Raw genomic sequence first — 12,012 nt, 5'->3', positions numbered from 1 at the left:
TCTCCTATATTCACGCCGAAGGCTACGCCGCTGGCGAGTTGAAGCACGGGCCTATCGCGCTAATCGATGAAACCATGCCGGTCATCGTCATTGCACCGTCCGACCGTCTTTATGAAAAGACCGTTTCCAACATGCAGGAAGTGGCGGCTCGCGGCGGCCGCATCATCCTGATCACCGACAAAAAAGGTGCCGAAAGCGCCAGCGTCGATACGATGGCGACCATCGTTCTGCCGGACGTGCCGGAATTCATCACGCCGCTGGTCTATGCGCTGCCGATCCAGATGCTGGCCTATCACACCGCCGTCCTGATGGGTACGGACGTGGACCAGCCGCGCAACCTGGCAAAGTCGGTTACGGTTGAGTAAAATCAGTTTATTACAGAGTTAGCTTTATAAAGTGATTGAAGTGGCCGCGTGAGCGGCCATTTTGCTAGCCGGCTCTAAGCAACCTTATCGCCTCATCGCGCCCGAAGAGATAGAGCAGCACGCGCAGCGCCTGTCCGCGTTCGGATTCCAGATCGGGATCGCTGGTCAGGATATAGCGGGCATCCTTGCGGGCGATTTCCAGCAGGTCGCCATGGGTTTCGATGGAAGCCAGACGGAAACCGGGCGTGCCGGACTGGCGAGTGCCGAGCAGCTCGCCTTCGCCGCGCAGTTTCAGATCTTCTTCGGCGATGCGGAAACCATCTTCCGTCTCGCGCATGACTTTCAGTCGCGCCTGACCGATTTCACCCAGCGGTCCCTTGTAAAGGAGGATACAGGTCGACGGCTTGTCGCCGCGCCCCACGCGCCCGCGCAACTGGTGCAACTGCGACAGGCCGAACCGTTCGGCGTGTTCGATCACGATGATGGTCGCGTCGGGCACGTCCACGCCGACTTCAATAACGGTGGTAGCAACCAGAAGCCGCGTCTCACCCTGCTTGAAGGCTCGCATGGCTTCGTCTTTTTCGGTCCCGTTCATGCGGCCATGGATCAGGCCGATCCGGTCACCAAACACGGATTTTAGGCTTTCGAAACGCTCTTCCGCCGAGGTCAGTTCGACGACTTCGGATTCCTCCACCAGCGGGCAGATCCAGTAGATCTTCTGCCCTTCCTGCACCGCCTTGCGGATGCGCTCCACCAGTTCGCCCATGCGCTCCATCGGCAGGATCGCTGTGGTAATAGGCTGACGCCCGGCAGGCTTTTCGGTGAGTTTAGATACGTCCATGTCACCGAAAGCGGTCAAAACCAGTGTGCGTGGGATCGGCGTTGCCGTCATCACCAGCATATCGGGGGCCGTGCCCTTTGCGGTCAGCATCAGGCGCTGATGCACACCGAAGCGGTGCTGTTCGTCGATGATGACCAGAACGAGGTCGTGATACTCGACCTTTTCCTGAAACAGCGCATGGGTGCCGATGACGATATCGATCTCACCGCTTTTCAAGCCTTCCAGCACGGCATTGCGGTCGCGACCTTTTTCACGGCCAGTCAGAAGCGCGGCTTTCAGCCCGGCTTTTTCGGCGAGCGGCGCGATCGTCGCAAAATGCTGACGGGCAAGAACTTCGGTTGGAGCCATCAGGGCGGATTGACCGCCAGATTCCGCAGCATGCGCCATGGAAAGCAGACCCACCACCGTTTTGCCTGATCCGACGTCGCCCTGCAAAAGCCGCAACATGCGCTCGGGCGATTTGAGATCTGCAATGATTTCGCGAACGGCCTGATCCTGCCCTTGGGTCAAACGATAGGGCAGGTGGCGCATGATTTCGGTGACGATGCGTCCGGTGCCTTCCAGCGGTCGCCCCGAAAGCCTGCGTGTCTTGGCGCGCACAAGGGCAAGGGCAAGCTGCCCGGCCAGAAATTCATCATAAGCCAGCCTGCGCCGCGTGATGCCCTCAAGCGCAATGTCGGACGGGTCTTCCGGCTGGTGCAGGGTATTAAGCGCGTGCTGAAAGCTTGGAAAACGCTCGCGCGCCAGCAAAGGGCCGTCGATCCATTCCGGCAGCGGTGGAACACGCGTCAGCGCTTCCTTGATGGCGCGCCCCAGTGTTTTCGGCGACAGGCCAGCCGTCAGCGGGTAGACCGGCTCGACCATTGGCAGGTTGGCGGCGTCTTCGAGGCTCGCAATATAATCAGGATGCACCATGGAGGCGCGCCCGTTGAACCATTCCACCTTGCCGGACACGATGACAGTTTCGCCTTCGGGCAGCGTCTTTTGCAGCCATGGCAATTGCGCATGGAAGAAAGTCAGCGCAATCTCGCCGGTATCGTCATGGGCGAAGACGCGATGCGGAACATTGCCTCTGCCGGGCGGGGCGGGCTGGTGCTGATCGACGACAACTTCCAGCGTGACGATGGCGCCTTCCTGCGCGAGCGCAATGCCGGGACGGTTGCGTCGGTCGATGACACTGTTCGGCGGCAGAAACAGGAGTTGGCCAACCTTCGGTTCCGCGCCGGGCACATCGGTGCCCAGAAGTTTACCAAGCAGAACCGCTACTTTCGGGCCAATGCCGGAAAGCGAGCGGACGGAAGCGAAAAACGGATCGAGCAGGGACGGACGCATGGCGGGGAGCATTAACTGCTTCGCTGTCGGGTGCAAGCCTGCGCCATCATCTTTTCGTGCTCTTTTTGTTCTTGTCTCATAAACAGGTTCCCTGTTCGGTCCCAGATGCTATATACCGGCAGCGAATTTGATAAATGGAGCAGTTCCGACATGACTGGCAGCACACTTGCGACGGGAAATCTGGATGTACGGCGTCGCAAGCTTTTGTTTCGCGCCTGGCATCGCGGCATGCGCGAGATGGATTTGATTCTGGGCCAATATGCCGATGCGTATATTGTCAGTTTCACCGATGCCCAGCTGGATGAATTCGAGCAGATTCTGGAAGTGCTGGATCGTGATCTTCTCAAATGGGTGACAGGTGAAAGTCCGATCCCCGCAGAACATGACACACCGCTGTTCCGCGATATCGTTGCTTTCCGTGACCGCATAGAGTTTTAAAAAATCCATGCCCGTTTTCAGCAAATTTGGTCTCAAGCCCAATACGGATACGAAAGCCGGACGCCGCATCGTCATTGACGGTGTGGCCGATGGCTTCGAGGCGTTCTGCCTTGCGCGTCTGGCGGAGGAGATCGGCGAACGCGGGCCCATCATGTATATCGTGCGCGACGGGCAGCGCATTGCTGACCTTGAGCAGGTCTTGAGCTTTGTCGCGCCGGATCTGCCGGTGCTGCATCTGCCTGCATGGGACTGCTTGCCCTATGATCGCGTATCGCCCGGTGCCGACGCATCGGCGCGCAGACTGACCGCACTCGGCGCTCTGGCGGCGCTCAAGAAGACACCGCACCCAGCAATCGTTCTGACGACCGCCAACGCCGTGCTGCAAAAACTGCCGCCACAGGCGGCGATTGCCGAACAGGTGATTTCAGCTCGTCCCGGCAACCAGCTCGACATGAATGAACTGGCTTCACGGCTTGAGCGCAACGGTTTTGATCGTGTGTCAACCGTGCGCGATATCGGCGAATTTGCCGTGCGCGGCGGCATTGTCGATCTTTACGCGCCGGGGGCTGAAGAGCCTCTTCGGTTGGATTTCTTCGGCGATACGCTGGAAACGATCCGCGCCTTCGACCCTGCTTCCCAGCGCACGACGGGCACGCGCAAGGAATTCGTGCTGCAGCCGATGAGTGAAATCACGCTCTCACCGGATATGATCAGCCGTTTCCGCAAGAATTACGTGGCGATGTTCGGCGCGCCGCAGCGTGACGATGCACTCTATCAGGCGATCAGTGAAGGCCGCCGCTTTGCCGGCATGGAACACTGGCTACCGCTGTTCTACGATCATCTGGAAACCGTTTTCGACCATGCGGGCGGCATGCCCGTGGTGTTCGACCATCTGGTGCATGAAGCTCTGGCTGAGCGCCACACTATGGTGGTGGACCATTATGAGGCGCGGCTTCGTCAGGCGGAAGGCAAGGAAGCGGGCAGCGAGGCCGTTCCCTATAAGCCGGTCAAGCCGGAAGCCCTCTATCTTACGCCGCAGGCGGTCGAGGATGCGGTGCAGGCGAGCGGGTTGCGCATCGACCTCACACCCTTTGGCGCGCCGGACGTATCGAACCGCACCATTGTTCATGCCGATGCGCATAAGGGGCGCAACTTTGTCGAGGAGCGTGCTGCAACCGACGTGAACCTGTTCGAGGCCGCGGTGAAGCACATTGCCGATCTGCGCGCCTCTGGCAAGAAGGTGCTGGTCGCCGCCTGGACGGAAGGTTCACTCGACCGTCTGTTGCAGGTTCTTGACGAACACGGGCTGGAAAAGATCGAGACGGTTGACCGGCTCTCAACCGTCAAGGCGCTATCGCGTGACAAGGTGACGGCAGCGGTTCTGGCCGTTGAAAGCGGCTTTGATGCCGGTGATCTCGCAGTCGTTGCCGAACAGGATATTCTGGGCGACCGCCTTATCCGCCGGTCCAAGCGTCGCAAGCGCGATCAGGATTTCATCTCGGAGGTGGCTTCGCTGACGGCTGGCGATATTGTCGTCCATGTCGATCACGGTATCGGTCGTTTCATCGGCCTCAAGACGATCACAGCTGCGGGCGCGCCGCATGACTGTCTGGAAATTCACTATGCGGGCGATGATCGGCTGTTCCTGCCGGTCGAAAATATCGAGCTTCTCTCGCGCTATGGATCGGAAGGTTCCGACGCGGTTCTCGACAAGCTTGGCGGTGGCGCATGGCAGATGCGCAAGGCCAAGCTCAAGAAGCGACTGCTTGAGATTGCGGGCCATCTGATCCAGATCGCCGCCGAGCGCCAGATGCGCGGCGCGCCGGTGATGACGCCGCCCGACGGGCTTTATGCGGAATTCTCTGCTCGCTTCCCCTATGACGAGACCGAAGACCAGATGACGGCCATCGAGGCGGTGGCAGACGATCTGGCCGCGGGCAAGCCGATGGATCGCCTCATCTGCGGCGATGTCGGTTTCGGCAAAACGGAAGTGGCGCTGCGCGCCGCTTTCATCGCGGCTCTCAACGGCGTGCAAGTCGCGGTTGTTGTGCCGACCACGCTTTTGTCACGCCAGCATTTCAAGACCTTCTCCAAGCGCTTTCATGGCCTGCCGATCACCGTCGCCCATGCTTCGCGGCTGGTTGGCACGAAGGAACTGGCCGCCACCAAAAAAGGTCTGGAGGAGGGCACTGTCGATATTGTCGTCGGCACCCATGCGCTGCTCGGCAGCTCGATCAAGTTCAAGAATCTTGGCCTGCTCATCATCGATGAGGAGCAGCATTTCGGCGTCAAGCACAAGGAACGGCTCAAGGAGCTGAAATCCGATGTGCATGTGCTGACCCTGTCGGCAACGCCTATCCCGCGCACCTTGCAGCTTGCGCTGACCGGTGTGCGCGAACTCTCGCTCATCACCACGCCGCCGGTGGATCGCATGGCGGTGCGAACCTTCGTTTCGCCGTTCGATCCGCTCGTCATTCGCGAAACATTGCTGCGCGAACGCTATCGCGGCGGTCAGAGCTTCTATGTCTGTCCGCGTATTTCCGATCTGGGCGACATCGAGGAATTCCTGAAAGAGCATGTGCCGGAACTGAAAGTCGCCGTTGCGCATGGCCAGATGGCGCCGGGCGTTCTCGACGACATCATGAACGCCTTCTATGACGGCCAATACGACGTGCTTCTTTCCACGACCATTGTGGAATCCGGTCTCGATATTCCAACCGCGAACACCATGATCGTGCATCGCGCCGATATGTTTGGTCTGGCGCAGCTCTATCAGCTGCGTGGTCGCGTCGGGCGCTCCAAGCAGCGCGCTTTCGCGCTCTTCACGCTTCCAACAGGCAAGATGCTGACGCAGATGGCTGAGCGCCGCCTGAAAGTGCTGCAATCGCTGGATACGCTTGGCGCTGGCTTCCAGCTTGCCAGCCATGACATGGATATTCGCGGCGCGGGCAATCTGTTGGGCGAGGAACAGTCTGGCCATATCAAGGAAGTCGGTTTCGAGCTTTACCAGCAGATGCTGGAAGAAGCCGTCGCGACGCTTAAGGGTTCCGGCGAAGTGGAAGACAGCCAGTGGTCGCCGCAGATCGCCATTGGCACGGCGGTCATGATTCCGGAAGCCTATGTGCCGGACCTGCAATTGCGCCTTGGCCTTTATCGCCGTCTTGCCGATCTGGAAGAGCCGCAGGATATCGACGCATTTGGTGCGGAACTTATCGACCGCTTCGGCCCGATGCCGGAGGAAGTGCAGCACCTGCTCAAGATCGTCTATATCAAGGCGCTGTGCCGTCGCGCCAACGTCGAGAAGCTGGATGCGGGCCCAAAGGGCGTCGTCATCCAGTTCCGTCATGCGACGTTCAACAACCCGGTCGGTCTGGTGAAGATGATCGGGGAGCAGGGCTCGATGGCGAAGATCAGGCCGGATCAGAGCATCGTATTCATCCGCGATTGGGCAACGCCGGAAAAGCGCCTCAACGGCGCGGCTGTCATCATGACGCAGCTCGCGAAAATCGCGGCGGGTTAACCCGCCGCGTCATTTCTTTTAGCGATCTTCGGAAATCCCCGGCTCGAAGCCTTCCGCCGTCTGGCGGATGGCATCGGCCAGAACATCGGCGGTCTGTGCGCCCATGACTGCATATTTCTGATCGATAATGAAGCAGGGAACGCCGCGCACGCCGATGCGGTTGGCAGTGTCGATTTCCTCGCGGATCGTTGCCTTGTCGGCATCGCTTTCTAGAAGACGCGCGACAACGGCTGCATCCATACCAACGCTTGCCGCGGCATCGACCAGCACTTCATGGTCGCCAATATCCTGTCCCTGTTCGAAATAAAGCGAGAACAGAGTGCCGACGAGCTTGTTCTGCGTATCCGGAGCGGCCTGTGCCGCCCAGTGAATGACGCGGTGCGCGTCGAGCGTGTTGGGCGCGCGGGTGATCGCCTCGAAATCAAAGACGATACCGTTTTCTTCGCCGAGTTCATTCAGTTGCTTATGAACGTCATCGATCTTCGAGCTGTTGCCAAATTTTTCGCGCATATAGGTCCCGCGGTCCTTGCCTTGCGGCGGCAGCGTCGGATCAAGCTGAAACGGACGCCAGCGAATTTCTGCGTCCACATCGGGCAGCATGGCGAGCGCATTTTCAAGCCGCTTGCGCCCGAGAAAGCACCACGGGCAGACAACATCGGACACAACGTCGATGGTGATTTTCTTTTCACTCATGCGGGATGCTCCGTGTGGTTGCGGGAGGCTGTGCCTCCCGCATTGATATCGCAGATTACAGGAAGTGGATTTAGGGCGAATTACAGTTTTATCAAAGAGAACTCAAGGCTGGCCCCGCCACCAGGTTGGCAACTGATAGCCGTAAAGCGCTGTTTTGGTTGGATGTTCGATCCGGTCCCAGCGTGCAACCCACTGGTAAGGCAGATGGTAGAGGGGAATGTAGTAGTCGCCCGACAGCAGCACCCGATCAAGCGCGCGCACGGCGCTAACGAAATCGGCGCGGCTGCGCGCTGCGAGCAGTGCGTCGATCATCGCATCGACCGCCGGATCGGCCACCCCTGCATAGTTGAAGCTGCCCTGCGCATCGCGCGAGGCTTTACCCCAGCGCATCCACTGCTCATTGCCGGGCGACAGCGAACTGGAAAGAGCGCCCAGGATCATGTCGTAATCAAAGGTCTGGAGCCGTTGCTGATACTGTGCGTCGTCGGCTGTGCGGATTTCCACCGTGATGCCGAGGCGGGCGAGATTACGCTTGTAGGCAAGCCCGATTTTCTCTTCATCTGCCGAGCGCGTCATGATCTCGAACTCCAGCGGCTTGCCGGAGGAATCGACGGCAAGCCCGTTGTGGAACTGAAACCCGGCCTCCATCAGAAGATCATAAGCCTGTTTAGCAGGCGCGCGGTCATGACCGGTTCCATCGGTAACGGGCACATGCCATGTGCCATTCATCACGTCTTCACGCACTGCATCGGGATAGGGGGCCAAAAGTTCCTTTTCACGCGCATCAGCAGGCTTGCCCACTGAGGAAAGGTCCGAGCCCTCCCAGAAGCTCTGGGTGCGCTTGTACTGGCCTGCAAACAAATTGCGGTTCGCCCATTCGAAGTCGAACAGCAATCCCAGCGCCTGCCGTACGCGGCGGTCGGCGAAGATCGGGCGACGCGTGTTGAAGACAAAACCCAGCATGTTTGCGGGTGTGCCCTTTTCGAACCTTTCCTTGATGACCTTGCCTTGCTGTACGGCTGGAAAATCATAGGATTTTTCCCATCGTGTGGGATTTCCTTCAATGAAGACGTCGAGCAGGCCCTTTTTGAAGGATTCAAACAGGGAGGTTTCGTTGCGATAATATTCAATCGTCAGCGTATCGAAATTGTCCGTGCCGCGCTTGGAGGGAATATCCTTCCCCCAATAATCCGGATTGCGCTTGTAGATGATGCGCTGCCCGGGCTGCACGCCGGACACCAGATAGGGGCCGCTGCCGATTGGCGGCTTCAGTGTCGAATTGCCGAAGGTCGCCGGGTCGGTTGCGTGTTTCGGAAGAACCGGCATGACCGAGGCGATGAGCATCGGAAACTCGCGATCGGACTTGTCGTTGAACATGAAACGCACCGAGCGTTCGCCAGTTTTCTCGATTTTGTCGATCCGACTCATGCGGTTGTTGAAGGGGGGGCGGCCTTTTTCGGTAAGAATCTGGTAGGTGAAAATGATGTCATCCACCGTCACCGGCTGTCCGTCCGACCATTTGGCCTTGGGGTTCAGCGTGAACTCCACCCAGTTTCGATCGGGGTCTATAGCGACTTTTTCCGCGAGTAGCGGGTAGAGTGTGAATGGTTCGCCGCGTGAGCGCTGCATCAATGTCTCGAAGACGAGGTTGCCAAACTCGCCGTCGCTGAACAAGCCTCGCGCCGTCGTGCGCATGCTTTTCAGCACAAAGGGGTTGAGACTGTCGAACGTGCCGACAACGCCCATGGTCAGCTTGCCGCCTTTGGGCGCATCGGGATTGGCATAGGGAAAATGCGTGAAGTCGGCAGGAAGCGCGACGTCGCCATGCATGGAAAGGGCATAATCAGGCGTTGTTGCTGTTTCGGCCTGCGCCATGCTCGCGGCGATTCCCGCCGTCAAAACGGCAATAGCTGCCAGCCCTCCCAATTTCGGTGCCTTCGAAATTGCCGGCAGGAACTTTCTGCGCAAAAGAGCGATCAATCCGTTCAACTTCATTCGTCCATTGTAAGTAAGCGTGATGTGCTTGTTTTTAAGGAAATACGAAATAGCATTGATTCGTTAGGCGAAATTATCATGATCGTACAATATAAGAGCATTTTGGGCGTGTTCCCAACGTGACAGTACAAATGAAAATGGTGATTTTACGAGATTCGGAGCATTCCAAACGGAAACTGGTCTGGATTCGCGTTCGTAGTCGTTGTAACACCGCCCCGGAATAGGATTGAAGAGTCCTAAAGGTCACGCTGTTGCCGCATTTTCAAACCAGTGACGGTCTATCGCTGACTAAGCCAGAATACGGGAACTAAAGATCAGAGCGTTGAAAGGAACCTGTTGATCATGTCCAGCACGAAGACAATCGCAGCCACATCGGCCATCGCTGGCGCGTTCGCCTTGCTTGCCTCCGCAACGATGCCTGCATCGGCGCAACAGCCGCCGCAGGGTTGGTTCAAGGTCTGCTCGAAGCAGGAAGATAACGACATCTGCAATACGCAGAACATTATCACTGCCGATTCCGGCCAGTTGCTGACGGCTGTTAACCTCATCGAGATCAAGGGCAAGATCAATCGCAAGATCTTCCAGGTCACCGTGCCGATTGGCCGCCTGATTCCGGCTGGCGTTGGCATGCAGATCGACAACAACAAAGCGGTAAAGCTTGAATATGGCATCTGCTTCCCGGATCGCTGCATCGCTGAAGCGCCGTTGAACGACGATCTGATCAAGGCTCTTCAGAAGGGCAGCAAGCTGACGCTGACCTCGGTCAACTATCAGAACAAGCCGAACCCGATCCCGGTCGCTCTCACCGGCTTCTCACAGGCTCTCACCGGCCCCGCTCTGAAGCAGTCGGAACTGGAAGACCGCCAGAAGGAACTTCAGGACGCTGTCCAGAAGAAGCAAAAGGATTTTGAAGCCAAGATGAAGGCCGAGCAGGACAAGGCCAAGGGTGCTGCCAACTAATCGGTAGAATCAAGGCAATGACAAAAGGGCGCTTTTGGCGCCCTTTTTTGATTCATCACTTTAACAAATACAGCTGATTTAATTGGAATGCTGTGATTTCACGCGATAGCTTCCATTATCGAGACGGTCGAAAATTTCATCGATCTGCGGATGACGCAAAGGCTCGCCACTGACGTCTGGCAGCAAATTCTGCTCGGACACATACGCCACATATTCCGATTCCGCATTTTCCGCGAAGAGGTGGTAGAAGGGCTGGTCGCGCTGCGGGCGCGCGTCTTCCGGTATGGACTCATACCATTCTTCCGTATTTGCGAATTCGGGGTCCACGTCGAAGATAACGCCTCTGAACGGGAACAGCCGGTGTTTTACAACCTGGCCGATTTGGAACTTCGCATGTTTTATCTGTGTCATACCCATGAGACGTTATGTAGTTCACCGCCCGCCGAATTAAAGCGGGCGTGAAACATGAAGTTTTTGAAGGGAAGCGTTATTTGCTGGCGTTGTCGCGTTGACGGTCTGCCAGTTTGGGAAGCTTGGGGAGAAAATGCGCAAAGCCGCTGCCGGGCCGCAGGCCTTCCCGCATGAAGAATGACCGCAACGGCGCAAAGGATCGCAGCATTTCAAGCCCGACGCCGCGTGCGATCTGTGCAGGCAGCATGGGCGACAGCAGCGAACGGTTGAGCGCATCGACCGAGCCGGTTCGAGCCAGAATATCGGGGCGGCGTGCACGGTCATAAGCGCGGATCACACGATCAGAACCTGGATCGACAGGATCGCTTTCGATGGCCTTGACCAGCGTTTCCACGTCGCGTGTGCCAAGGTTGAGACCTTGCGCGCCGATAGGCGGGAAAACATGCGCCGCTTCACCGATCAGGATAGTTCGCTTGGCTGCAAATGCGTTTGGCACCAGACCGGATAGCGGCCAGCCTTGCGGGCTCACGTCGATTTCGATCTGGCCGAGCATCGACTGCATCATTTCTTCAACCTGTGCGGCCAGAGCCTGATCGTCCAGCGTGAGCAGGGTTTCGGCGCGTTCAGGGTTCACCACCCAGACGAGGCTCGAGCGCTTGCCTTTCAGCGGAACCTGCGTGAACGGGCCGTGCTCGGTGTGAAATTCCGTTGAGATGTTTTCGTGGCTGATACTATGGGCGAATGACAAGACAATAGCGGTCTGCGGATAGTTCCAGCGCCGTGCACGAATGCCTGCAGCTTCCCGTGCACCGGAATTGCGCCCATCGGCTGCAACCAACAGGCGGGCATGAAGCGTATCCCCGCCCGTTACTGTAACCGTTACATGATCGCCGTTGGGACGATATTCGATAGCCGAAGCTGTATTGCGCTCGATATTTGCGCTTTCAGCCACTGCTTCGGCGAGCTTCGCATTCAGCACAGCGTTTGGAATATTATAGCCGAATGCCTCTTCGCCGATTTCACCGGCACGGAAGGTGACTGTCGGGCTGCGGACAAGGCGCTGCGTCGCATCGACAATGCGCATAGACGCAAGCGCTGCGGCTTCCGGCGCGATGGATGCCCAGACGCCAATCTGTTCAAGAAAGCGGATGGCGGGCATCATAAGCGCGGTGGTACGGCGGTCGCCCTTATCCGTTTCGGGGCCGAGAAGAACGGTGCAATAGCCTTTCGCGCCTAGCGCCAGCGCCGCCATCATCCCGGCCGGGCCGCCGCCGCTGATCACGATGTCAGTCATCGGCTTGTTCGCAACCAGATCGTTCATTTCGCTTCATCCTTCGTCGGGACGTGTCGGCCAAAAGTGCAGATAGGAAGATGATTCTTCCGAGCCGTTCTCAAGCAGCACTTAGACCGAAATGCAGGCAAAGGCCATTCTTCCGTGGAATTAAGGCTGATTTGCC

Annotated in this window: 9 protein-coding genes; 4 read left to right on the top strand and 5 right to left on the bottom strand. The window is 58.0% G+C overall.

Going from position 1 to position 12,012, the window contains the following annotated elements; translation table 11 throughout:
- The coding region (locus JAU75_RS19765) for an SIS domain-containing protein (protein WP_199054871.1) at positions 1 to 365 on the top strand (365 nt) is incomplete at its 5' end.
- Between the two features lie 64 nt (positions 366 to 429).
- Here the strand turns inward: JAU75_RS19765 and recG are convergent.
- Positions 430 to 2,550, bottom strand: a complete 2,121-nt coding sequence (gene recG, locus JAU75_RS19760; RefSeq protein WP_199058157.1) for an ATP-dependent DNA helicase RecG — start codon at positions 2,548 to 2,550, stop codon at positions 430 to 432.
- 138 nt (positions 2,551 to 2,688) lie between these two features.
- Between recG and JAU75_RS19755 the strand changes: the two genes are divergently transcribed.
- Positions 2,689 to 2,976: a succinate dehydrogenase assembly factor 2 gene (locus JAU75_RS19755; protein WP_199058156.1), complete on the top strand. Its 288-nt coding sequence runs from the start codon at positions 2,689 to 2,691 to the stop codon at positions 2,974 to 2,976.
- Positions 2,977 to 2,983: 7 nt separating this feature from the next.
- A complete protein-coding gene (gene mfd, locus JAU75_RS19750; protein ID WP_199058155.1) occupies positions 2,984 to 6,496 on the top strand; it encodes a transcription-repair coupling factor in 3,513 nt (1,170 codons plus the stop codon).
- 18 nt (positions 6,497 to 6,514) lie between these two features.
- Here the strand turns inward: mfd and JAU75_RS19745 are convergent, their stop codons facing one another.
- Positions 6,515 to 7,189 (bottom strand): DsbA family protein, encoded by a 675-nt coding sequence (locus tag JAU75_RS19745; protein ID WP_199058154.1) that lies wholly within the window; start codon positions 7,187 to 7,189, stop codon positions 6,515 to 6,517.
- 102 nt (positions 7,190 to 7,291) lie between these two features.
- Positions 7,292 to 9,064: an extracellular solute-binding protein gene (locus JAU75_RS19740; protein ID WP_199058160.1), complete on the bottom strand. Its 1,773-nt coding sequence runs from the start codon at positions 9,062 to 9,064 to the stop codon at positions 7,292 to 7,294.
- A gap of 462 nt (positions 9,065 to 9,526) precedes the next feature.
- On the opposite strand from JAU75_RS19740, the gene JAU75_RS19735 reads away from it, so the two are divergent.
- Positions 9,527 to 10,144: an invasion associated locus B family protein gene (locus JAU75_RS19735; protein ID WP_199058153.1), complete on the top strand. Its 618-nt coding sequence runs from the start codon at positions 9,527 to 9,529 to the stop codon at positions 10,142 to 10,144.
- A gap of 78 nt (positions 10,145 to 10,222) precedes the next feature.
- Here JAU75_RS19735 and hspQ read toward each other — a convergent pair whose 3' ends face one another.
- Entirely contained in the window at positions 10,223 to 10,561 is a 339-nt protein-coding gene (hspQ, locus tag JAU75_RS19730; protein WP_199058152.1) for a heat shock protein HspQ, read from the bottom strand.
- Positions 10,562 to 10,631: 70 nt separating this feature from the next.
- Positions 10,632 to 11,876, bottom strand: coding sequence for a UbiH/UbiF family hydroxylase (locus JAU75_RS19725; protein WP_199058151.1), 1,245 nt, complete (start codon positions 11,874 to 11,876; stop codon positions 10,632 to 10,634).
- Between the last annotated feature and the right edge of the window lie 136 nt (positions 11,877 to 12,012).

Origin of the sequence: Ochrobactrum sp. Q0168, from assembly GCF_016427605.1 — a bacterium.
Classification (GTDB): Bacteria; Pseudomonadota; Alphaproteobacteria; order Rhizobiales; family Rhizobiaceae; genus Brucella.
Note: the sequence above shows the minus strand (reverse complement) of the source record. Positions and strands in the feature narration are given on the sequence as shown.

What these genes read in the sequence shown, in the direction of transcription:
- recG (WP_199058157.1), bottom strand. Translation starts at nt 2,550, where the DNA reads ATGCTCCCCGCCATGCGTCCGTCCCTGCTCGATCCGTTTTTCGCTTCC.
- JAU75_RS19755 (WP_199058156.1), top strand. Translation starts at nt 2,689, where the DNA reads ATGACTGGCAGCACACTTGCGACGGGAAATCTGGATGTACGGCGTCGC.
- mfd (WP_199058155.1), top strand. Translation starts at nt 2,984, where the DNA reads ATGCCCGTTTTCAGCAAATTTGGTCTCAAGCCCAATACGGATACGAAA.
- JAU75_RS19745 (WP_199058154.1), bottom strand. Translation starts at nt 7,189, where the DNA reads ATGAGTGAAAAGAAAATCACCATCGACGTTGTGTCCGATGTTGTCTGC.
- JAU75_RS19740 (WP_199058160.1), bottom strand. Translation starts at nt 9,064, where the DNA reads ATGGCGCAGGCCGAAACAGCAACAACGCCTGATTATGCCCTTTCCATG.
- JAU75_RS19735 (WP_199058153.1), top strand. Translation starts at nt 9,527, where the DNA reads ATGTCCAGCACGAAGACAATCGCAGCCACATCGGCCATCGCTGGCGCG.
- hspQ (WP_199058152.1), bottom strand. Translation starts at nt 10,561, where the DNA reads ATGGGTATGACACAGATAAAACATGCGAAGTTCCAAATCGGCCAGGTT.
- JAU75_RS19725 (WP_199058151.1), bottom strand. Translation starts at nt 11,876, where the DNA reads ATGAACGATCTGGTTGCGAACAAGCCGATGACTGACATCGTGATCAGC.